21 protein-coding genes, 2 pseudogenes and 1 other annotated feature are annotated in these 23,457 nt (G+C 30.3%); of the genes and pseudogenes, 20 read left to right on the plus strand and 3 right to left on the minus strand.

Annotated features, from left to right (window positions below):
• Nucleotides 1–24 precede the first annotated feature (24 nt).
• The 4 genes from IGJ20_RS03475 to rplT (IGJ20_RS03490) all read left to right on the plus strand — a co-directional run bounded on the left by IGJ20_RS03475 (nucleotide 25) and on the right by rplT (IGJ20_RS03490) (nucleotide 2,752).
• Nucleotides 25–1,095, plus strand: a complete 1,071-nt coding sequence (locus IGJ20_RS03475; protein ID WP_202522363.1) for an RNA-guided endonuclease TnpB family protein — start codon at nucleotides 25–27, stop codon at nucleotides 1,093–1,095.
• 212 nt (nucleotides 1,096–1,307) lie between these two features.
• Nucleotides 1,308–1,439: a sequence feature (ribosomal protein L20 leader region), on the plus strand.
• 54 nt (nucleotides 1,440–1,493) lie between these two features.
• A complete protein-coding gene (gene infC, locus IGJ20_RS03480; protein ID WP_002355797.1) occupies nucleotides 1,494–2,015 on the plus strand; it encodes a translation initiation factor IF-3 in 522 nt (173 codons plus the stop codon).
• A 113-nt stretch (nucleotides 2,016–2,128) separates the two neighbouring features.
• Entirely contained in the window at nucleotides 2,129–2,329 is a 201-nt protein-coding gene (gene rpmI / locus IGJ20_RS03485; RefSeq protein ID WP_002355798.1) for a 50S ribosomal protein L35, read from the plus strand.
• 60 nt (nucleotides 2,330–2,389) lie between these two features.
• Nucleotides 2,390–2,752: a 50S ribosomal protein L20 gene (rplT, locus tag IGJ20_RS03490; RefSeq protein WP_174116272.1), complete on the plus strand. Its 363-nt coding sequence runs from the start codon at nucleotides 2,390–2,392 to the stop codon at nucleotides 2,750–2,752.
• A 61-nt stretch (nucleotides 2,753–2,813) separates the two neighbouring features.
• Here the strand turns inward: rplT (IGJ20_RS03490) and IGJ20_RS03495 are convergent, their stop codons facing one another.
• Nucleotides 2,814–3,980: a tyrosine-type recombinase/integrase gene (locus tag IGJ20_RS03495; protein WP_202522364.1), complete on the minus strand. Its 1,167-nt coding sequence runs from the start codon at nucleotides 3,978–3,980 to the stop codon at nucleotides 2,814–2,816.
• Nucleotides 3,981–4,209: 229 nt separating this feature from the next.
• Here IGJ20_RS03495 and IGJ20_RS03500 point away from each other — a divergent pair, with 229 nt between their 5' ends.
• From IGJ20_RS03500 to IGJ20_RS03510, 3 genes and pseudogenes are all read left to right on the plus strand, one after another.
• The gene (locus IGJ20_RS03500) at nucleotides 4,210–5,523 is read left to right on the plus strand and encodes a hypothetical protein (RefSeq protein WP_202522365.1); all 1,314 of its coding nucleotides are present in this window, start codon (nucleotides 4,210–4,212) and stop codon (nucleotides 5,521–5,523) included.
• Nucleotides 5,492–6,691 carry an SIR2 family protein gene (locus IGJ20_RS03505; RefSeq protein WP_202522366.1) on the plus strand — a complete coding sequence of 400 codons (1,200 nt, stop codon included), beginning with the start codon at nucleotides 5,492–5,494 and terminating at the stop codon, nucleotides 6,689–6,691. The genes IGJ20_RS03500 and IGJ20_RS03505 overlap by 32 nt, the downstream gene beginning before the upstream one ends.
• A gap of 213 nt (nucleotides 6,692–6,904) precedes the next feature.
• Nucleotides 6,905–7,477, plus strand: a pseudogene (locus tag IGJ20_RS03510) (tyrosine-type recombinase/integrase).
• A gap of 431 nt (nucleotides 7,478–7,908) precedes the next feature.
• On the opposite strand, the gene IGJ20_RS03515 reads toward IGJ20_RS03510, so the two are convergent.
• Nucleotides 7,909–8,415 (minus strand): hypothetical protein, encoded by a 507-nt coding sequence (locus tag IGJ20_RS03515; protein WP_231414749.1) that lies wholly within the window; start codon nucleotides 8,413–8,415, stop codon nucleotides 7,909–7,911.
• 535 nt (nucleotides 8,416–8,950) lie between these two features.
• The gene (locus tag IGJ20_RS03520) at nucleotides 8,951–9,571 is read right to left on the minus strand and encodes a hypothetical protein (RefSeq protein WP_033625963.1); all 621 of its coding nucleotides are present in this window, start codon (nucleotides 9,569–9,571) and stop codon (nucleotides 8,951–8,953) included.
• 376 nt (nucleotides 9,572–9,947) lie between these two features.
• On the opposite strand from IGJ20_RS03520, the gene IGJ20_RS03525 reads away from it, so the two are divergent.
• The 13 genes and pseudogenes from IGJ20_RS03525 (at nucleotide 9,948) to IGJ20_RS03585 (ending at nucleotide 23,426) form a co-directional block, all read left to right on the plus strand.
• Nucleotides 9,948–10,523, plus strand: coding sequence for a recombinase family protein (locus IGJ20_RS03525; RefSeq protein WP_202522367.1), 576 nt, complete (start codon nucleotides 9,948–9,950; stop codon nucleotides 10,521–10,523).
• Nucleotides 10,524–10,724: 201 nt separating this feature from the next.
• On the plus strand, nucleotides 10,725–10,946 hold the full coding sequence (locus tag IGJ20_RS03530) for a histidine kinase (RefSeq protein ID WP_202522368.1): 222 nt from the start codon (nucleotides 10,725–10,727) through the stop codon (nucleotides 10,944–10,946).
• A gap of 3 nt (nucleotides 10,947–10,949) precedes the next feature.
• Nucleotides 10,950–11,186 carry a hypothetical protein gene (locus IGJ20_RS03535; protein WP_060813053.1) on the plus strand — a complete coding sequence of 79 codons (237 nt, stop codon included), beginning with the start codon at nucleotides 10,950–10,952 and terminating at the stop codon, nucleotides 11,184–11,186.
• 18 nt (nucleotides 11,187–11,204) lie between these two features.
• Nucleotides 11,205–13,499 carry a MucBP domain-containing protein gene (locus tag IGJ20_RS03540; RefSeq protein ID WP_202522369.1) on the plus strand — a complete coding sequence of 765 codons (2,295 nt, stop codon included), beginning with the start codon at nucleotides 11,205–11,207 and terminating at the stop codon, nucleotides 13,497–13,499.
• A gap of 1,048 nt (nucleotides 13,500–14,547) precedes the next feature.
• Nucleotides 14,548–14,817 carry a hypothetical protein gene (locus IGJ20_RS03545; RefSeq protein WP_202522370.1) on the plus strand — a complete coding sequence of 90 codons (270 nt, stop codon included), beginning with the start codon at nucleotides 14,548–14,550 and terminating at the stop codon, nucleotides 14,815–14,817.
• Nucleotides 14,798–16,645: a hypothetical protein gene (locus IGJ20_RS03550; RefSeq protein ID WP_202522371.1), complete on the plus strand. Its 1,848-nt coding sequence runs from the start codon at nucleotides 14,798–14,800 to the stop codon at nucleotides 16,643–16,645. Before IGJ20_RS03545 ends, IGJ20_RS03550 begins: the two co-directional genes overlap by 20 nt.
• Before the next feature lie 1,268 nt (nucleotides 16,646–17,913).
• Nucleotides 17,914–19,077, plus strand: coding sequence for a hypothetical protein (locus IGJ20_RS03555; RefSeq protein WP_202522372.1), 1,164 nt, complete (start codon nucleotides 17,914–17,916; stop codon nucleotides 19,075–19,077).
• The gene (locus IGJ20_RS03560) at nucleotides 19,077–20,258 is read left to right on the plus strand and encodes a protein kinase family protein (protein WP_231414750.1); all 1,182 of its coding nucleotides are present in this window, start codon (nucleotides 19,077–19,079) and stop codon (nucleotides 20,256–20,258) included. Before IGJ20_RS03555 ends, IGJ20_RS03560 begins: the two co-directional genes overlap by 1 nt.
• Before the next feature lie 2 nt (nucleotides 20,259–20,260).
• Nucleotides 20,261–20,545, plus strand: coding sequence for a hypothetical protein (locus IGJ20_RS03565; RefSeq protein ID WP_202522373.1), 285 nt, complete (start codon nucleotides 20,261–20,263; stop codon nucleotides 20,543–20,545).
• Nucleotides 20,546–20,676: 131 nt separating this feature from the next.
• Nucleotides 20,677–20,847: pseudogene (gene rplT, locus IGJ20_RS03570) on the plus strand (50S ribosomal protein L20); the annotation flags it as partial.
• A gap of 350 nt (nucleotides 20,848–21,197) precedes the next feature.
• Complete coding sequence (locus IGJ20_RS03575; protein WP_202522374.1) at nucleotides 21,198–21,878, plus strand: class B sortase; 681 nt, start codon at nucleotides 21,198–21,200, stop codon at nucleotides 21,876–21,878.
• On the plus strand, nucleotides 21,808–22,494 hold the full coding sequence (locus tag IGJ20_RS03580; protein WP_430605252.1) for a hypothetical protein: 687 nt from the start codon (nucleotides 21,808–21,810) through the stop codon (nucleotides 22,492–22,494). The genes IGJ20_RS03575 and IGJ20_RS03580 overlap by 71 nt, the downstream gene beginning before the upstream one ends.
• Before the next feature lie 8 nt (nucleotides 22,495–22,502).
• Nucleotides 22,503–23,426 (plus strand): hypothetical protein, encoded by a 924-nt coding sequence (locus tag IGJ20_RS03585; RefSeq protein WP_231414751.1) that lies wholly within the window; start codon nucleotides 22,503–22,505, stop codon nucleotides 23,424–23,426.
• Nucleotides 23,427–23,457 lie beyond the last annotated feature (31 nt).

Consider the following 23,457-nt stretch of genomic DNA (forward strand, 5'->3'; position numbering starts at 1 on the left):
CTATCTTGGTAGGGTGGTTATGAGATGAAGGCTCTGAAAGCTTATAAATACAGACTTTATCCAACCTCAAAACAAGAAGAGTTTATTCAAAAAACATTTTCTTGTGTTCGATTGGTGTATAATTTAATGTTACAAGACCGGATTGATATCTACAAAGAGATGCGAAAAAATCCTCAACAAACGTTTAAAATGCCAACGCCAGCTAAATATAAGAAACAATACCCTATCCTCAGAGAAGTTGATAGTTTAGCCTTGGCAAATGCACAAGTTTATTTGGATCGAGCCTTTAAAAATTTTTATCGGGAAAAAGGGATGGGCTTTCCAAAAAAGAAAAAGAAAGAAACGGTGCATTCCTACACTACGAACAATCAACATGGCACGGTCAAAATTTTGGATAATCGTTATTTGAAAGTACCTAAATTGAAATCTTTAATTAAAATGAAGGTACACCGCCAACCGCTGGGGGAGATAAAATCTGTAACTATTTCTATGAGTGCGAGTCACAATTATTATGTTTCCATTTTGTGTGAAGCGCCGATTGAAACGAAAACAAAGCAACAAAAAATGGTGGGAATTTGTAGCAGTAGGGAAAAATTTGCGCTGCTTTCGAATGGTGAAAGCTTCGAAAAAAGCTATTGTTCAAAGCATTTAAAGCAAAAACTACGTCAAGAAGAACGAAAATTAAACAAGCGTAAAATGATTGCTTTAGAAAAAGGTGTCGATCTTTCGCAAGCAAAAAATTATCAAAAACAAAAAATAAAAGTCGCAAAAATTCGCGAAAAAATAGCCAACCAACGAACGGATATTTTAAACAAAATTACAACGGAATTGGTTTCAAGTTACGATGTTATTTGTATTGAAAAAGCCCATCACAGTAATGAGCGGCTGCCAAAATATGATCGTTCTGAACTGGCTTGGTCTTTATTTTTAGCTAAACTGTTGTATAAAGCACAATGGTATGGCAAAGAACTCATTTGTATTGAGTCAGAGGAGATCGAAACAGAGTTGTCTTTTTCTGAAAGTACAGAAAATTCAGAGTATCTTAGAAGTCAAAAAATCTTAGAACGTGGCTTGTCTAAACGAGAAACCTTATAAATAGAAGAACTGTAGGGACTACAGGGATCGCCTAGGGGATAGAAAATGTACACCATGTGTTGAACCATTTGTTTCTAGGAAGTCACATTGGGACAGTCCACTAATTATTAATAATCAAAATACGAGTTCAAACGAATCTAGTGCTAGATTCGTTTTTTTTGAGGAAATATATTGACAACTAGGATAAACTAAGGTAAACTAGTGAAGTTGAGAAATGAAAGCAGAAGCACCCGCTTCTCGCCTTAGTTGAGTATATCGCTGGGCTAGATAAAGTATTCCTTATTTTTTTAAGTAAGGCAGACTGTTGGCGGGTTCTGGATAGGAACCTGTTTTTTTATTGCATTTAGCAAACAAAGCAGACTTCCGTTAGGATTTTCTCTTAAAAATTTTGGAGGTGAATGACCATAGCAAAGGATATGATGGTTAACGACGGCATTCGTGCACGCGAGTTACGTTTGATCGGACAAGATGGTGAACAATTAGGTGTAAAAACCAAAGCAGAAGCATTACAAATCGCTGAATCTGCAAACTTGGATTTAGTACTTGTAGCGCCAGGAGCGAAACCACCAGTTGCGCGAATTATGGATTATGGAAAATTCCGTTTCGAACAACAAAAGAAAGAGCGTGAAGCTCGCAAGAAACAAAAAGTGATCAACGTCAAAGAAGTTCGTTTAAGTCCAACAATTGACGTAAATGACTTCAATACAAAACTTCGTAATGCGCGTAAGTTCTTAGAAAAAGGAGACAAAGTGAAAGCTTCTATCCGTTTCAAAGGCCGTGCCATTACCCATAAAGAGATTGGTCAGAAAGTTCTTGATCGCTTAGCTGAAGAAACTGCGGACATCGCCACAGTGGAACAAAAAGCGAAAATGGACGGACGCAGCATGTTTCTAACGCTGGCACCGAAAAACGACAAGTAAACGAAGAGACCGAGCATTCGGACTTTTGGTAATTTCTACAAGAAGGATATTCGACAGTTGTGACTGTTAGAGTCTTTCACTTGAAGCAAAGATTTTGAGGAGGAAAATTAGTCATGCCAAAACAAAAAACACACCGCGGATTAGCAAAACGTGTAAAACGTACTGGTGGAGGCGGCTTAAAACGTGGCCGTGCCTTTACATCTCACCGTTTCCACGGTAAAACTAAAAAACAACGCCGTCAATTGCGTAAAGCAAGCATGGTTGCAAAAGGCGATTACAAACGTATCCGCCAACAATTAGCAAGAATGAAATAAAACAACTCGGTGACTTTTAGATTACCGTCAAGAGAAACAAGATATTAGGAGGAATTCAACATGGCACGTGTTAAAGGTGGAACAGTAACCCGTAAACGTCGTAAAAAAGTCCTTAAGTTAGCGAAAGGCTACTACGGATCAAAACATACTTTATTTAAATCAGCAAAAGAACAAGTAATGAACTCTTATTACTATGCATTCAGAGACCGTCGTCAAAAGAAACGTGACTTCCGTAAATTATGGATTGCACGTATCAACGCGGCAGCTCGCATGAATGGCTTAAGCTATTCTAAATTAATGCACGGTTTGAAATTGGCAGAGATTGATATCAACCGCAAAATGTTAGCTGACTTAGCCGTTAACGATGCAGCAGCATTTACAGCGTTAGCTGAACAAGCCTCAAAAGCCCTAGAAAACAAGTAATAGGCAACTTTTGAATACCCCAAACCCACTATAATCAGTGGGTTTTTTATTTTGCATTTTGTTATATTTCATTCATGAATTCAGCAAAACGATTAGCTGTTTTATCTCTTTGGTCTTTGGATAAGTGAGTGTAAATGTTCAGTGTCGTTTTCACATTAGAATGTCCAAGTCTTTCTTGAGCTTCTTTAATGGGGATATTTGCTTTGTATAATAGACTTGCATGTGTGTGCCTAAAACCGTGCATTGTAATTGTTTTGATTTCTTTACCAGTCTTTTTCCTATACAATCTCTGAATCGTTAAAAACCACTCTATAGTTATACCTGATTCGAGATAAGTATTTTTGTAATTAGAAAAAATAATCTGTTTAGGATTTAGCTTAGGTAAATCAAATTTTATTGCTTGTTTTTCCTGCCATGTTTTTAAAGCTACTAATGTGGTATCGTCCAAGCTTATTCTTCTAAAACCAGCCTTTGTTTTCGGTGGGTGAATTAGGGTTTTGTTTCTGTCTCCTTTAGCAACAGTTTTAGTTACTTCTAAATACTTCTCGTCAAAATTAATATCCTCCCAAGTTAAAGCAAATGCTTCTCCTTTGCGTAATCCAGTAAATGCCAATGTTCTAAAAAAGGCATATCTTTCAGAATCAAAATTTTCTTTTGTAAATCTCAGAAACTCGATTAATTCTTCTTTAGTAAAAAAATTTGAAAACTCTTCATACTGATTTAAATTAAGATTGGTTACTGGTTTTTTAACATTAGCCATTGGGTTTTGATAGATTAATTCTAAGAACATAGCATGTTCCATTACTCTATTAAAATAGTAAATAAACCTACTAGCTCTTTTTGGTTTATCTTTATACCATTCATTTACTATTTGCTGACAATAAATTGGAGTAATGTCTTGGATTCTCATTTCTTGAAATTTTGGCAATATAGCATACTTGAATTCACATTTAGCTGTAACTGCAGTGCTTTCCTTTACTAAGTTGCAATACTGCTTATACCATAGTGTGAAAATTTCATTAAAGGTATGGTGTTTCTTAGGTACATACTGTTCAGTTGCAACCAAAAGACTTAATTCCGCTAATGCTAAACTAGCTTCTTCCTCTGTTTTAAACCCCCTTCTGGTCGTTTTTTGTTTTTTTCCATTTTTAGGATTAATACCCACGTAGTAGTCAAACATGTAATTGATTGTGCCATCTTGCTTTTGGTACGATTTAATTAATGCCATAAAAATTCTCCTTTTCATGGCATAGGATAAAGTTAAGAATATTATATGATATCGAATAAGAAAATTCGACATTTAATAGGTTATTATTCTAATTAAATGTTTTCACTTTGAATAGTTACAACAAAAGAACTCTGACTAATTATCTTTTCGACTGAAATGTGGAGTGTTTTTTTACCATGAGATTAGTGATATAATTAATTTATATACGTATATTTTTAATTAAGAAAGGATGTTTTTCTTGGAAGAAGTTATTAAGCCTTTATTAGATAGTAAGCTAACTTATGTTGATTCTTACATTTCACTTATTAATGAATCTGAATTGTATAAGGAAATAATCAAAAAAATAAGAGAAGAGGCTAACGTGGAAGAGTTTAATAACTTATCTACGCCGACATTGAAATTTAACTATGTATTAAGTAATCAGCATATATCGCTAAATTCTTTAAACAGCCTAATATTAGATAATATTCAGTTTAATTGTAGTAATATTTTCTTTGAAAAAATAAATACACGTCTTGATGATAACGACATAATTAAAGCGTTTGAAAGAATAACTAAAAACTTTAGTTTAAAAAATGTTGCATCTAATTACCATGAAGAGTTAAAGAGTTCAGGCTATAATCTCTTAGATAGAATTACTGCTAGTGTAGAGAATGAGCTTTATTTTCCTGTGCTAGAATTTAGTAAATCATATATTCGTATTATGTCGGTTGTCTCTTTTCTCGACTCAGATGGAATTCGCTCGAAGAGGGTATGTATCGTCAAAATTAATAGAGAAAATGGACAGATGAGCTTTTATGTTAACGGTAAAATAGGGAAGTTTAAATTGAAAAATTTAGACTCAATAACAATAAATTCACCTTTATCTTTTTTTCAGGAAATAAAATTACTTATTGGAAAATATTTATCTATCGTGTATGAATCCAAAAAAAGTGTTTATAAAAAAGAACGTGAAAAAATGTTTATATTCTGTAAGAAAATGAATAATTTGATGATTGGACAGGAGTCCAATGCTTTAAAAGAATATCTTTTTTCTACATTAAAAAGACAAATAAAAACAATTTCTAAGAAAATGAACACATTAAACAATAATGTCAAATTAAACGAAGATATTATAGAGCGTATTCAAGGGAAAATATTTTCTACTTATTTAGGAGAATACATAACCCAAGGCTTTCCAGAGGACACTTTAAAGAAAAATTCTATAGAAGAAGGATGTACTTGTTATCCTACTAAAATAAGCTTTAAGGGTCAAGAATTATCTAGGGGAAGAGCTAGTGCAAGAAACAAAAACTTTCCGTTAACTTTTGAATCAGTTTTTTATAGTTTGAACACTGATATAGAAATTTCTGGTGAATTGGATGAGTTTACTTTGGCATGGTTTGATAAGCCCTTTTTTCCAGAAAAAAAAGACCTATCTGTAAGTCAGACAACTATTAAGATAAATAAAGGATATTTTTCGATAGTAATATTGAATAAAAAGTACAAAAATAGAGAGATGGTGGAATTTATTGAGCGAACAATTAGAACAGCTATTTCGTGAAGAACCAAAAATGTTCAAAATACTAAATATTTTTTCTTGTGACAGAGTAGACTATAGAAAAGCGACATATTACTTGAGAATAATTGAGAAATGTATACCTAAGGAAAAAGAAAATGTACTCTTTGATTTATTAAATAGCATGAGATTATTTGATAGAAAAATAGTTTATGAATGTGAAGAAGAAAATTATGATGCAAGTATTTTAGAAAAAAAATGTGATAATTGTGGTAAAGAAATTGGTTGTCATGAATATAACGATATGTATAAACCAAATTTTCTTGTTAAATTATCAGAGTATAACAAAAATAAATTACAGGAATATTTTGATTCGGATTCTAAAATTGTAATGGAGGATTTACGAAGTAATATTAATAGAGTAATTCCATTTATTGGTTCTGGTGTAAGTAAAAGTGTAGGGCTGCCATTATGGTTGGAACTTTTTAAAAAAGCTAGAGATAAGATATCTGATGATTATAAACCTTACTTTGATTTAGAATATGAATCAAAAAATATCGATAGAATTATAGATGTGATTAAAAAAGTACATCCTTTGATACATGATGATAAAGATTTGAAAAAAGAAATTATAGCTCCTGAAATAAAAAAACAAATTTCTAATGAAGTATTATTGAATTCAATAATACCTGATATATTAAAATTGGATACAGAATATATTATTACAACAAATTATGATGATTTGTTAGAAAAAACAAATTCATTGCTAGGTTTAGGATATGAAGAATCAAGGGACATTTTTTCATTCCAAGGATTTGAATCCTTGGATGAAACACAATATATATTCCATATACATGGTACTATAAAAAATTATGATTCAATGGTGGTTACTAACGAAGATTATGATAGTTTATATGATTCTGATGAGAAGAAAAAGATACTTTCTGGTCTGATAAACAAACATTCTATGTTGTTTTTAGGTTTTTCTATGGATGACACATACTTTAGTGATGAATTTGGGAAAATCTGTGAGTCTAATAAAGGGTATTGCACAAATTATTATGTAATGATTAATGGAGATAGAAAGAAAAAAGATGAACTATTAAAGACAACAAACGTAAGATTTATTAATATAAAATCAGCTGGTTTTGATATTAAAGACCAATATAAGTTTATGATTGACTATATACTGGGGAATATTTATATAGAGTAGCTTAGCTCTAATAGCTACTCTTTTCTTGTTCTACAAATTTGCAACCTCCTAACAACGATGCTATAAAGGTCCATGTGATGGATACTTTTGTAATTAGTATCCCTTGTCGATGCTGATAAATCAGCATCGAAACAGACCACAAAGATGATAAGGATACTTTAACTATTATTCAATGTAAAAGTATCCCTTTAAAACAGCATAGGAGGAGGTAAAATGACACGAAATATTATTAATGTAAAACCTATAAAAGATAAACAAGTGATGTTAGATTTTTTAACGGAATTGAAAAAAGGAAAACATGGAAAAAGAGACCATCTGATTTTTGTCATTGGTATTTATACAGGTTTACGAATTTCTGATATTTTGAATTTAAAAGTGTCTGATGTTCAAAATAAGACTACTACAGTCATTGTCGAGAAAAAGACAAATAAACAAAGAGAATTAAATCTATCCAATTTGACTAGTTTAATAATTGATTATTTAAATTCTTATCATGATGGACAATCTAATTGGTTATTTTATAGACCTTCTGACCATTCTAAACCGTTAGGAACCCATCAATACTATAAAGTCTTGCAAAGAGTCGCAGACACCCTTGAATTAGATTATATTGGCACGCACACGATGCGGAAAACATTCGCATATAAATACTACCGATAGTTCAGGGATATTCCTACGCTGATGAAAATACTAAATCATAGTAGTCAAGCAATCACGATTCGGTATATTGGATTAGAAGAGGAAGAAATTCGAGCAAGTTTAGATAAGTTTAATCCTTTAGTTTAAACAGTAAAAAGCACAATCTTTAAGATTGTGCTTTTTGTTTGTTATTTTTTAGCTGAACAGTATTAAATTTCTTTTTATTCTGTTGGCTTTTATTATAAAGTTGATGTGCAGTATCTAATTCATTTGTATTTGAAGAAAAGTAAAACGTATCCTTAGATTTTGAATTCTTAGCTAGAACATAAAAGAAGTCCATTATTGAGCTAATTCGTTTTAGTTCATATTGCCTATTTTGAATTTTATCAAAATAACAAATTCTATTTTCAGATTCAATGTAGAGTAAGATATCATCGCGAATATAGTCAGTATTTCCAGCGATTTTTTTATAAGAAAAATCATCGAGTTTTGCTTCCAGTATAGGAATATATTCGATATTGGGAATAGATAGAATTTCAACCGCATCTAAAGAATTTGTATGATAATGAGAGTCAAGTTTATTTAGTAATACTTGAAATTTTGACTGGAAATTTAGTTAGTATATTTTTTAGGAATTCTAAATACCAATTCATGTCTTCTTTGGAAATTAATTGATTGTATCGCACATTTGCAATTTGTTTTAATTGTTCGTTCGTTTTGAAGTTAATTTTGCCTGTGGCATAAGCTGAAAGATAAACTTCCTTATAGTTGTTATCTTTTGTGATAATTTGAATAGTTTCAGTAAACATAGCATAGTCAACAAGCTTTTGAATAATGTTGGCTTGACTATCTAATAGGCTTAAATTCTTAGAATCAAAATGGTTCGTATAAAAGAAATATTTTCCCAATTTTTGTTTCGTAATCATTTTGTTTTTTTCAAGGGTTTTTAATCGACTTTCTAAACTGATTCGATTGCACTGAAGCATTTTCAGTAGGGTGGATTCATAGATGCCATCTGAGTTATTTATTATCTGAAATAATTCTTCTGTGTCAATTGCTCGTTTGTTTACAAATTGTGCTGTCATGTTCACTCCCTCCAATAGTAATTTTGTATAATTGATAATATATTATATTTAGTAAACTTAATTGTTCATTCTCTAAACTATCCCTTAAAACTATCCATTCAATTTGCTGATTGTAAGTTAGTAGAAAATTAGGATAATTGTAAGGAGCAGCCAGTTAGAAAAAATTCACGGAGGTTTCCATTCAATTTTTTCAAAATCCTTTCAAATTTCCTGTAGTTTTAAAAAAGTTCTCACGAAAGTTCTCAAAAAGTTCTCATCTCCTTTTCTTAAAAAATGCCTTATGTAGGGTCAGTGAAGGGTTTATGAAGCCTATCATTTTTATGAATGTAGGGTTTATGAAGGGAGGTAAGTTAATAAAAAAGAGCGTTCAATTCCTAAAAGTATCCCACAAGAGTATCCCCAATTTATAAGTATCCTAACCCTACTTGACCCCTTCATTATATCATCCTAAAACAGATGATGGAAATTTGAATCTTGTCTTTAAAATTGTTGACAAAAAAACTCTCTAATAAAATTATTAGAGAGAAATCAAGTATTAATTGAGTATTATTACCTGTAAAGTATATACTGTTTTTCCACCATGAACATTGATGTATTTCATCTTAATTGTATTTACTTCACCGATTTTTAGTTTTAATCCTTTATTTGTTCCCCAGCTTACATTTGAAGAATTCGCTTTACCTAAGTATATTTCTTTTTCTCCGTTAATACTTATATATGCTTCACGTGTCTTGTTTGTTCCAAATCCTTTATCAATAGCATCTTGTTTTACAGCAACATTAATGTCGGAAATACTATCAACAAGAACATATCCATTCTCTATTGTAGGTATTCCATTTGATGCTTGGCTTAGTTTAATTGTTCTTATTTCTGTATTATCTGGTGTCCAAATGATAGGTCCCCAATTCGCTCCTTTAAACCAAATATTAAAATAACCTTTAACTTCAAAAGAATTGTTAAATTTTCTCATACATTTACTATTATTAGTATCTAATAGATTGGTGTTCTCATCTATTTGTTCAAAAGAATCACAATATATTGTCGATAAGCTGGGTTTTAAAGTATTTCTAAATAATAAATAACTAATAGCTATAAAAATACCAAATATAATTATTGCAACAACTATAAATAGTCCTTGACTTGTTCCATTTGTCATAAAAAATGACCTCCTTTTTGTTATTTTATTGTAGTATAAATTATAGCAAGTACCTATCAGAAATCAATTTTATAGAACAAGATAATTTCTGTAAAAAAGCATTTTTGTTAGAATAATAAAGTGTTTAAAGGGAAATAATAGAAAAGTAAAGGAGGATTGATTTGCTGGACATTTGTTATTTTTGATGCAATAATAAATGTATACCTTGATGAAATACACCATTGTCATATAAATAGATACAATATTGGATAATTGTATTCCCTCTATATGATAGAAAATCCCTAATTTGCTCTAGTATCCATTTTTTATGTGATACTAGGGTATTTTTGTGTGGAAAATAAACGGTTAAACTAAAGAAGTAAGGAGGTTTATTAATATGCCAAATAAAACAATTGGATACATTAGGACAAGCAAAAATAATCAAAATCTAGGAGTAAAAGTTCAAAAAGAAGCACTTATTCGCTATAATATTGATTCTTATTTTATAGAACAAATCAGTGGTCGGAAAGAAAATCGAAAAGAATTGAATAAAGCGTTAGAATCTCTTGAAAAAGGTGATACCCTAGTGGTTTATAAAATTGATAGGCTAGGTCGTTCTACTAAGCAGTTAGTAAACATCATGAGTGAACTGCAAGAAAAAGGTATCAATTTAATTAGTATTAAAGAAAATATTGATACATCGACACCGATGGGAAAGGTTATTTTTACTATATTATCAGCGATTGCAGAGCTGGAAGCCGATTATATATCTGAACGAACAAAAGAAGCATTAGCAGTTTTAAAGGAAAATGGAGTGAAACTAGGAAACAAAGGATTGGATGTCAAAACTGTCAACAAAATAAAAAAACTTTATACTGAAACGACTTTAACTCAAAGGGAGATTGCAGAAAAATGTGACGTTTGTATTAAAACAGTATATAATGTGAAAAGGAAGTATCGTTTATCTAGATGATGGGTTTCACTATTATATATAATTTGATATAATTATTGACGGTAACAAACGTTCGTTTGTTACCTATTAGATATAAAAAAATATAAATACATACAATAGTTGATAAATCTGAGTTCTACTCTTTAGATTTATCAGCTTTTTTTATTTGTTTCAAACGAACGTTTCGTTCATCTCACAAAAGAAGAGAAAGGATTGAGTTTTATGTCTTTAAAAGATGGTGTAAAAATAATTATCCAAGATGTAGTAGAACCAGAGCCAGAGAAAGAAGGTTGTCTAACAAAAATAGGAAGTTTTTTAGTTGTAATGGCAATTATTATTACTCTATTAGTTTTACTTTTTAAATTCTTTATGAATCATTTATTCTTGTTTTTTATTTTGTTAGTAGGATTTATTATTGTTGCAACAAAATTTGGTAGGAATTAGAAAATGTATTCAATGGAATTGGCACAAAAGAAATATGTCAAAAATAAGGTCAGGAAAGCATTTATCAAAGCAAATGTAACGATTCCTAAAATAGTAATCAATGGGATGGCTACTGCTCTATATAAAGAATTTATAAATTTATCTATTGAAGAGCAAGAAAGACTATTATTTAGTGATGAATTATTGCCTCTGTTGGTTCAAAAACATGTAGAACGAATGGAGCAAGAGTTTATTTTATAAAAATTTAGGAGGAAAAAAATGAATCGCTTAGAAAAAACAAAAAGAAAAATAAGAGGGAAGCAACTTCGGAAAACTGCTGTAATTGCCACATTGTCTACTATGTTGATTGCTCCCACAGTTTTGGCGGCTACTAATGGAACAAACAGCTATGAACCTAACAGCAGTGTCAAAGTAGCTGAACAAACGGCAAGCTTTACATGGAATGACGATGCAGATAAATGGACTCATGGTGATTTAGGAAGTGCTAAAACTGTAACTATTGGTAATGCTAAAATTGGTATTTATTCTCAACAAGAGGGTGTTTTAACAGTCGCAGCAGGTGATGCTCAATATGATAATAGCTACATGGCATCTCCAATGGCAACTATTCCTGTCGTTGAAGGAACTACTCAGTATGCTACAATTAATTTAGCTGATACTGGTTCTGAATTAACAGGAACTGTAACAGTAGCAGTTACTTTTGCTAAAGGTGAAACACCAACACCTGATAAACCACAAGCACCAAGTAATATTACATTTAATGATGCAGGTGATTTTGTTACTGCTTGGGTAGGAGCAAATACTTCAACTTCTGTCTATGATGCAAGTGGTAATAAAATTGATGATGGTTCAATGTATATGCAAACAGAAGGTCAAGCTCAATTAGACCTAGTTCGTCCATTAACTAAAGGTGAACAAATTTATGTTGTATCTATTAACCCTGATACACAAGTTGAATCAGATAAAACTTGGGCTACATTTATGCCTGTAACTGCTAAAACTGCAGTAACTGTAATGGGTATGGATAGAGATAGTGGAGAAACACTATGGTCTACTGTTCAAGAATTGGATTCTGATATGACACATACTCTAACTTCTCAAGCAGTTGAAGGTTATGATTTAGTATCACCTGCAAGTGAAGATGTTTATGTAACTGGAGATTCTATGACACATGTATTCTATTATGTGAAAAAAGCAGTTGTTCCAGAAGATAAATTCTCTACTGTAACTATTCAATATGTAGATAGTGAAACAGGACAAAGTATTGCACCACAAACAACTATTAGTGATGTAAAAGTAGGAACTGATTATGTAGGAAATGCTATTGCAATCGATGGTTATACACTATCAGATGATGCATCAAAAACAATTAATGTTGTAGAAGATGCAAATAGTAATGTTATTAGCTTCCGTTATACAAAAGATGCTCCTGTCGTAGAAAAAGCAAATGTAACAGTAAAATATGTTGATGAAAATGGTAAATCAATTGCTGATGATAAAGTAGTGAAAGATTTAGAAGTTGGAACTAAACATACTGAAAAAGCAATTACAATTGATGGCTATGAATTAACAAGTGAAGCTGAAAAAACAGTAGATGTTCAAAGTGGTGGTTCTGAAATTGCATTTACTTATAAAGTGAAAGAAGTAAATCCACCAGTAGTAGAAAAAGGTAATTTAACAGTTAAATATGTTGATGAATCTGGTAAAGAATTAGCAACACCTAAAGTGGTAAAAGACTTAGAAGTTGGTAAATCACATACAGAAGTAGCTTTAGCAATTAAAGGATACGAATTAGTAGGTTCAGATACAGAAGAAAAAGAAATGGTTATTAAAAAAGGCGAAAACACAATGACATTTACTTATAAACAAGTAAAAGAAGTTGTAGCTAATGCTGAAAATGTAGAGTTCTTAAATGGTAAACAAATGACAGCAGTAATTCCAAAAGGATTAACAATGTATGTAGTATATAAAGGAGAAGTAATTGGTAAAGCAGAAAACCAAAAATCATTCTTCAATCGTGCAATGTTTGCAGATTTTGACCCAACATTAGAACCGACAACATTAAATCTAACAAAAGAAGTAGCAAAAGGAGATACTGTTCAGTATTACACAGAAAATGCTGAAGGGGAAAAATCAGAAACGTTAGAAATTACACGTCCTGAAGATGTAAACCCACCCATTGTTCCGGAACCGGAACAACCTGTTGACCCAACAGACCCTACAAATCCTGTTGTTCCAGAACCAGAACAACCCGTAAATCCTACTGAACCAACAACACCAACAGACCCTGAAAAACCTACTGAAAATGGAAATGGTAATGTTGTAACAGATACTGAAGGAACTACTGATACTACTACAACAACAGATACAAATAAAGAAACGACTAAAGAAACTACTAAAGAAGATTCTAAAGAAAAAGAAACAAAAGATAGAGTAAGCAAATTACCAGATACTGGTTCAGACTTAATGAGTAGTGCATTCCTGACTAGTAGTGGATTGGTATTGGTACTAGGTATAGTTATAATTTATAAAAAATTTATGGGAAGTAAATAATTAGAAAAAATGAACTGTTATTCATATGTTTACTCTTTTATTAAAAATGCTAATTATCAACTATTTGATAATTTTGAAAAAGTATATATTAAAAACGATATGACGCATAAACTTGAAATTAATGATAGTAGATGCTATAAATTATTAAGAAAGTTGGGACTATTGATATAGCTTATTTAAGACGAGACACCGTTATTAATAAAGATATGCAAGAACAAGTTTCTCTATTGCTAGGGAACTCTCACTTCAAGTATTACAGTTCATTATGATTATTTAAATTATATATAAGTCACTGTCGGAGGACAATTAATCAAGGGGCGTTCCAAGTTGATTGAATTCTTTACAAATGACTTATATTATCGGCGTTTAGCATTGTGGGTGATGCGTCTGACTGTTAAAGTTGGAAATGAGGCCGATTCAACTCCGGTCACGTCAATAGCAATTGAGACCTAGATGTCATGACTAGGAGCGGCAATGGACGGTAAGTTGCTTATGTAGGCTTGTAATTAGGTTGGTCAAAATATACCAGATTGTCTATCCAATCTGGTATATTTTTTGTCTAATTCATAATAAAATTGTTATTTTTAATGACTTGAACTATGTTTTTTTTTTCAAAATTTTTGTCAAAAACCACTTAAAAAATGACCCCTTCAAAACTCAATAAAATCAAGGGTTTTCTCTTTGTTGACAAAATTAACAGATTGTTGTTATATCAACATTTTAAAGTAATGTTTTCCAAAAAATACCTCTCAGATGCCAATAAAAATTTTTTGTGGGGAATTAACCACTTAAATGAATCTGAGAGGTATTTTTTTGTATCTTTTAATTCTGGAATTGTTAAAAACCATTGATATATTAAGGTTTTTAAGGTGTTTTTTCTATTTAAGAAAGTCATAGAAAAATTAGTGTTTTAAAAGACGGATTTTTATGAAAATACACCAACTATTTTTTATTGTCCGAATCCGATATATTTACTTTACTTCTGCATTCTATGATGGTAAGGTCCGCATTGTATTAATAAAATAATAATGATATTGGAGGACTGTATATGATACAAGAGGAAATAATTGAAGTGAAATTAGGAGAAAAAAGAGAGAAGCTAAGAAAATGGTTGAATATTTTAGATGAAGATTTTGGTGTCAAAATGACGGTTATTGCAAGAGAATTAGATATTCAAGTCCAGAACTTACATAATTTCAAAAAAGGAAAACAGACCATAAGTGTTGAGAAAATTTTTATCTTAGAAAGATTTCTGATTGGAAAATATGGGAAGTTGTTGCTAGAGGTGGAAAAAGACTATGAAAGTGTATCTAAGTAATATTCCAAATAAAGAAAAACCAAATGGATATATGGTGAAAAAGATTTCTAATACAATTATGAATAATCTAATGGAAATTACCATCCAAGATTTTGCAGAAGAAATAGCTGTAAATGGAAAAACAGTGGTTTTAGCTGAATTATCAGAGAATAAGTTATCAAAAATGACCCCAATAATAGGACAAGAACTAGTCATGTTAGATTTTGATAATAAGGATGCGAATAATTTATTTACTATTGAAGATTTAGAAGCTGATACGTTTATGCAAGAAAATGCTTGCTTTGTTTATCGGACATTTAGTGACTTGTTTTCTGAAGTTGATAAATTTAGAGTAGTGTTCCGTTTGAACAAATTAGCGACTGAGAACCATGAAATAGAACAGATTTACCAAGCTTTATTTAAAAAATACCCACAAGCAGACAGTAGCGTAGGACAAACCAGTAGGCTATTTTTTGGAAGTAATAGTGGCTATGAAGTTATTGATTGGGATAATCGGTTAGATACTACAAAATTAGTAGAGGTAAGAAATACAGATATTTCTAAAGAGGACAAAGCTATAAGCGGTGAAATGATTGATGATTCTATACCGAATTATGAATTATTAAAAATAGGTAGATTTGATATTGTAAAAGAGAAGTTAGGGGACAATTTTGCAGGAGATTTTCCTGATGGTATTGTAGCAGGAAATTATTTTAAATCTTTAGATATGCGAGAATTATTGGAATTACCAGAAGGAAATCCATTTATGGATATTTTTCATGAAGAGGAAAATCCTAGTGCAAGTGTATTCTTAAATAAGGAGTATGATATTTACTTATATAAATGTTTCAGTAAAACTTCACCTTTCCAAGGGGATATTATTAGAGTTGTTGGGAAACTATTAGGACTTAATTCATATACAAAAATTGTGGAAGTTTTAATAAATATTACCAATAGTAACATATCTTGGAATAGTGAAATAGGTGAAGCGAGGCTTAATGCTCTGGAACTTCAGAAAGCATTAGAAAAAAATACATTAAATTTAAACTTTCCAGAACTGAATACGTATCTAAGTAGATATAGAAAAGAAATTAGTATTCTATTAGATTTAATATTTGATTATACTTATGTTGATAAACAAACAGGGGAAGTAAAATATATGAATTTTCTTTCGATAAAGTCATATACAAAACTAGTGAAAGATAATTTAGGATATAATATTTCAGAGGGGAAAATGTGGAATATTTTAAATGTTGTCACTGTTACAGAACTAATCCATAAAGTTGAAACTAATAAGATTCCTAAAGGTATATTTGATGATTTGATAGATAAACAAAAAAAGGATTCAGAACAAATTAGAACTAGTAATGTTTATATTCCAACTATTGATATTCAAAATGCCCAAGCAATAGCTGAAAAAATGGTTCAAAATAGAGTAACAATTTCTGGATTAGGTTATGAATTGGTTTACAGACTGTTTGGGGAAGAAAAAGCAAAGCGTGATTTCCCCCAAGCATATACCCCATTAGAAGAAAAAGGGCTAATAACTATGAGCAAACAGAATAAGAATTTACCTAAATCAAGTGTTGCGTTAGAAAAAGCAGCTGTAAAAATTCTTGTAACAGAATTAGAAACTAAAGGATACATTTTTGAATCAGAACTTATTTCCAAATTAGCTAAAAATAGGAGAATGAAACTGATGGATACTAAAAAAAGATTCGAGAAGATTAGAGCTGATGTTTATAATAAATATGATATTAGTAGAGAACGATTAACCAAGAATTTATACAGAGATTTAGGTATTGTTGAGAAGTATTCACCTAAAGTAATATTATTTAGAAGAGAATAGGTATTAATGAAACAGGTAGGAATTCGTACCTGTTTTTTTATATTTTAAATAGTAATTATCAGATAATTACTTATTGTCAATAGATTATTTACATGAAAACTAATATGATACATAAAGATAGTCCCCATAAAATCTAACCTTTATTGATTAAAACGTTTTATAATAATATATATAGATATTCTATTCTATTATTATAAAACGCTACACTTAATTTTGCCCCTTTTTTCCTGATGAATTTGAATGTTTTTTCTAAAAATCGTGTAAAAAATTTTATTATACTTATTCTTCAAAACGTTTAGGTCTATAAAAGTCAATAAAACTAGGCGTAAAGTACCTTTTTTCACACATATTTTTACGCAAAAACCTATTTACATTTGATAATTGTGTGATTAAAGTAGCTATAAAATGTTGATTTATCAATATTTCTATTTTTAGTACTCTTAATAAGAGAATTATAGGTTTAGTAAAATAGCTAAAATTTGCTGTCTGGAATTTTAAATATAACGAAATAGTTATAATTCAGTATTGTTTATTGTTTTGAGTGAATTACATAGAAACATCATCATATCAATAGTTATATATTTTATTCTATATGAAATTTCTGGATGTTTGAATAACGTATTTATAATCCTGAATAGTCTGTTTTTCCTCCTAATAGCTTTTGAAGGTGTTTTCGATAAATTATACACAAAAATATAAAATTGCTTAGAACACATTATAGGCAGCTTAAAATTGATTTTGGTATTTAAGAAGATGATTGGGAATTAAAAATTTCTATAAGGGCTCCAGAGGCTAGTATTTTAAATCCCGGCAACTTTGAGTTACCTATGGATTTTACTTGTAGGAATTTTAGGTTTTAGTAATTAGTTTAAAACGTTGATATATCAACATTCAATATGATTTCTGGAAAAATATATATTAAAAAACGTTAATATTACAGCAATTTTGTATTTTTGTCAACAAGTATAAAACCCTTGATAAATAAGGCTTTTTGAGGGGCATTTTTTAAGTGGTTTTTATCATAAAATTTGAGATAAAAAAGAATCATAATTTTGAATAGCCAATTTAGATTATTTTTTTTAATTCGGTTTCAACAATTTCAGTGCTGATAAAATATTCTGGTGTTTGGCTACGATAAGGAGTATTTGTCAAAAATTTAATAGGTTTTGTTGTGAAATATTCATGATATAATTACTTGAGAAATTATTCGTATTAAAGTAGGAGCATACTTGAGTTTTCTTAAAAGTATTATTAACTAGGAGGGTATTATGAACGGATTGTTCGGTGATAATATATTTTTTTTATTTTTATTTGCCTGTATAACAATTATGAACTATTCAAGAATGACAGAAAATCAAAAAATAATTCTATTTTATTTGCTTACCTTTGGGTTAGCTATTTTGAAAGTTATCAGTATTATGAATAGTATTTCTTATTTATCAATTGTTTCTTTCTTCTATCTGGAATTTTTAACAGAAGACACCGTTAAAATAAAGTTTGTAAAAAAATTAAGATATAAAATTGTAGATTTTCTCTTTTTAATGGTGGCTCAATATAAGTTTTTCCTCTTTTTTATGACTCTAGTTTTTACAAGCACAAGAGTGCAAAATTTTGTTGTAGGCTACTTAGAATTTGATAGAATGCTTGTGAACTCTTTTATGGATTTATTTGCAATTTTATTATTCTTTATTACTGTGTTTGAAATTTCAAAAGAAAAATTTAAAATTAAAACATTTACGAGACTTTTAAATGAAGTTTTTATTCCACCCATTAACGATAGTGAGTTAGATATCTATGAAGAATACTTAGATATATTAGTGAGGATAGAAGATAAAACATATTTCATAAGAGAAAATAGTTATAATGTTTTTACTAAAGAGTTCATTCTTGTAAAGCTAAAACAATATGCTAATCAAAATAGAAAACAAGGAATCAGAATTAGGATTAAAAACTATGTTCTTGCCTCGCAGCATTTGAGGGGATATTCTTCACTTGAAATGCAGTTATTAAGAACAGTAGCACTCGATGAAGGTTATTATAAAACAATAACTAGAAAAATATATGAAATTTTGTATACAAATATCATTTTTAAGAGTATGAAGGAATATTATGAAAAAAATGATTATGTTAATCACGAAAGGTTCAAAGAATACTTGTTGAGTATATATGTTAGTAATGTCAGAACTAAAATTGATGGTGTAGTTTTTACAAAGATGACAAAATACCTAGGTGAAAATCCTATGGAATGGAATAAAGAAAAATTTTATTTAGCATGTTTAGGGCTAACTTTTCAACCAGAATTTACGGATTTTTATGTTTATGAATTATATAGTGATTTTATCAGGGAATTAGAACTTGACATCAAATTAATTAATCAAGAACTTGTGGGATTGTCTAAGTCTGATAGAAATTATTATGGAGGAGACAAGTAGTGAATGTGGACTATATTCTTGATGAAAATGTTGATTTTTTAATGGGTTTTTCCAATAAAGTCATGGGGCAATTAACGGAAGAACGGTTATATGAAAAGGTAGAAGATGACCGCCTAAGATTTTGTTTCGCAGTATTTCAAAATCAGTTTAATTCTCTATTTTCTTTCTTGAATGAAAAAGCAAAGTATAATAATCATTTTAATGCAGACCCCAGTAGGGATTTAATTATATTAATTGATAAATATGAAGAATTTAAGCATACTTTATCTAAAACTGATTATGCTTTTAAAATGATTGATGATTATGTAGATATGATTCGATTCATTCAACCGCATCTTAGTAATTCTGGTGGGTCAGCTATTCCAGAAGACTATCAGTTACTGAATATTGTTAAATATGAACCAATCATTTATTTTGAAAAGCAAATTGAAATCGTCAAGGAGAATAACAGTTTATACTCTTCTTTAAAATTGGTTAATTCAGGTTCTTATGCTACAGTTTATAAGTTTAAAGATACTTTTTATAATCAAATTTTTGCTTTAAAAAGAGCAAGAAAAGAACTAACATCTGCTGAGTTAATCCGATTTAAAAAAGAGTTTGAAAATATGAAAAATATGGATTCCTTATATGTTTTGAAAGTTTATAGCTATAATGATGATGCGAATGAATTTATTATGGAATACATGAAGCAAACGCTAAAAGACTTTATTGATTCTAACAATGCCAAATTAGAATTATTTGAAAGAAAAAGGTTAGTTACTCAACTTTTTAATGCGTTTAAATACATTCATTCTAAAGGGATTTTTCATAGAGACATTTCTTTATCCAATATATTAGTAAAGGAATACGATGACAAAACCGTTATCTTAAAAGTTTGTGACTTTGGTTATCTAAAAGAATCAGATAGCACATTAACTCGTCAAAACACTGAATTTCAAGGAAGTTTAAATGACCCACAGTTGAAAATTATGGGAGCGGATAAATACACTATTCAACATGAAATTTATGCGTTAACTCAGGTGATTTTTTATATAATGACTGGGAGAAAGAATCTGAATAATAATAAAAATAAAGAAGTAGAGAAGTTTATTGATTCTGGAATGAATGCGGATTTATCTAAAAGAGTAAAATCGTTAGAGGAATTGAAAGAAGAATTCTTGAGAACAGACTGGAGTAGATAAGTTTGAATATCCAAAAAGCATTAATCGAGCTAACGATAAATGAAGTGGTTACTTGTAAACAGCTTTCCGATTTTTATGATTCTTATCATGAAGATAAAGAATTTCCAGATGCAATTGATTTTCTAAGTGGAGGTATGCATATTGATATGGGGCAATTAAAGGATGAATTGTATGATTCTGAAGATTCACACGAGCTAGGTGCTGTGGAATATATGCAAAAGCATTATCCTTCAGCAGTTTTATTAATAAATTTAATCCCTAAAAATAAACGACATTTCATTCATTAAACTAAGTATATTTGTTATTTAATCTCTGTTTGTTTATTTTCTAAATAAAAATCAACTTTATCCTATGCCTGTTTATTTTTGATTGAATACCCCGTTGAATACCTCTTAATGTAGATAAAAATGAGGGTTTGCGTATCAACGCAGCGGCTCGTATGAATGGCTTAAGCTACTCAAAATTGATGCACGGCTTGAAATTAGCTGAAATCGACATCAACCGCAAAATGTTAGCTGACTTGGCTGTAAACGATGCAGCAGCATTTACTGCATTAGCTGACCAAGCAAAAGACGCTTTAAGCAAATAAGCTTAAATAATCTTTCACACCCTACTCCTTGAGTAGGGTGTTTTTTTATCTTTATTTAAATAGCCAAATATTATCATACTTAAAAATAATTTTAATAAAATTATATAAATAATTAATGTTTATTGTTTTTGTTTATCAAATAAAAGCAACTATGAGATGTTAATTTTAATTAATTAATATTTTTATTTATTTAAAAGGTTTTATAGCTGATTTTTTAAAGGTTAATTACTATTTCATTGTTTTGAATATTGTGATAATATTTTAAATGATTATATTTCTATTTTTTTAATTTTAGATGATAATGTTTTATTGGAGATGTATGAAGTTTATAACTAATTAGGAGGGATTTGTTGAAACAATTTCTAACGCTTGTTGTTTTAATTTTTGTTTTAGGAATCTGTTGGCTGAAATTTCTAGATGTAGAAAATATAAAGTCAGAATTAAGTGTTAATAAAAGCCAAACTGCTTTTCATAGTAATTCAGATGTGTATGCTCAGTTAGATGTTGAGGGCACAAGTATTCATTATCCTGTAGCACAACATTTAACAGAGGATAGTTATTATCTTACGCATGATGTTGATCATAATGAAACCATTTATGGTGCGGTTTTTACTGAGGGAGTCAATAGGAAAGATTTTAAGGACCCTGTCACGATTATTTATGGACATTCTACGAGAGATGGATCGATGTTTGGAACACTATCGAATTTTGCAGATACAAATTTTTTTGAGACGAATCGTGGAATTACCATTCGAACACAGCAAGAAGTGATTGAGTATGAAGTTTTTTCAGCCTATCGTTTTACAGATGAGCATTTGTTTGAAACGTATCATTTAGGGGATTTAAAGGCTGTGAATGATTACCAGGAAAGGATTGAGGAATATTCAAAACAAGCACAAGGCCATTATCGTAAATCTGTTGCCCAAGCGCACGGGAAACTTTTGATATTGTCGACTTGTGATGAAAAAGATGGGGAGAGAAGGTTTGTTGTTCATGCAAGAGAATGGGAACGGAACAAAAGTGAAGAGTAGTCTAGGGGAAGGAATAAAGAAATTTTATTTTACTCTGTATGTTGTAGGAGTAATGTTTTATGGAATGGGAAGTTATTTATTTTTAAATGGACTAGTTACTTCTAGACTAGAAGACTCATTTAATAGAATTATTAGTTATGGGATTGGTGTAACATTAGTAAGCCTAGGCGTAGGTCTTTTCCTGTATTTATTTTATCTATTTTATCGTAAGGTATCTTCAAAGAAAAAAGTACGACGAGCTTTAAAAAATTATTTGTTGGTGATGCTTCTATCAGGAGTTCTTCTAGGGCTATTGGGAGAAATGCTCTACCGTACAACAGAAATTTCCTATGAAGGGACAAAGCGTTTAATTTGGATATTAACGACTTATATACAAGGAAGTGCACGGTTTATTTTTCTTTACTATTGCTTAGAAAACTTTTTAAATGAATCATTTTGTTGGAAAAATCGGTTATTTAGACAATTGTTGTTGGGGGTTTTCTTTTTATTAAGTATATCTATAGGGATACGAATATTTTTACCGAGTATTAGTCCGATAGTCATGTTTCTAACAGATATAGTTATTTCAATTGGAATTGTTTATAAAGAGCTATTTCAATCAAAAAAAAGGGAGTAGGGGTAAAATTGAAAAAAAGGATAGAAAAAATTATTAAGTATGTTGTGTTGGTGCATTTATTAATGGGGAGTATGCCTTTCGCTTATGCGGAAGAGATTCAGGATACTGTTGAACAAAATAAGGCAAAAAATTATTATAAAGAAACGGTAGAGAATGTTCAAGAGTCAGTCGTTCCAGAGACCCAGAACCAAACAGAGGACACATCGTTCAAAGAAACAGAAACTTCTCCTTCAGAATTAGATGGCAAGAAAAAAATTGACGATGGAAACAAAGAATATGCTCTGCACTTGCCCGAGGTCGAAGAGAAGAAGCTTAATAAAGAGGAAGAATCGTTAAAAACAAAATATGGTGAGCCGATTTTAGAAAATGGTCAGGAACAGATTTATAAAGTAGATGACACACATTTTATCACCTATATTAACAGTGACGTTAAAACATATAAAAATGAAGAAGAAATTGAGGTTCCTGTCGACTTAAGTCTGGTGTCGGTGAACGAAGAGGATAAAACTATTTTTAAACCGAATAGCAGTCCTGTAGCAGTCGTTTTACCAGATAAAATGGATCAAAATCAAGGGGTTCAAGTATCAAAAGGCGAGGATACGTTAGAGTTAATGCCAAAGGATAAGGTTTATAAAAATGTGACAGTTAAAGAAAATGCGCTTCTTTATAACAATGTTGACGAAGGTGATGATGTTCAGTACACGGTGACGGATAAAGGTGTCAAAGAAGAAATTATTTTAGAAAAATGGCGGGAAAAACATCAATTTGTGTATCAGTTTTCTACTGAAAAGTATTCAGCTTTTTTAGAGAGTAATCAAGTCCTAATTCGGAAAAAAGGTCAAAAAGAAGTGCTGTTTGTTTTATCGGCGCCACAAATGATGGATCAGGCTGGTGAAACAAGTGAAGACATTACAATGAGTCTTCAGAAATAAGAAGATCATTATGAATTAACGGTTGACGCCA

It is taken from the genome of Enterococcus sp. DIV0294 (assembly GCF_050558155.1).
In the GTDB taxonomy this organism is placed as follows: domain Bacteria; phylum Bacillota; class Bacilli; order Lactobacillales; family Enterococcaceae; genus Enterococcus; species Enterococcus faecalis.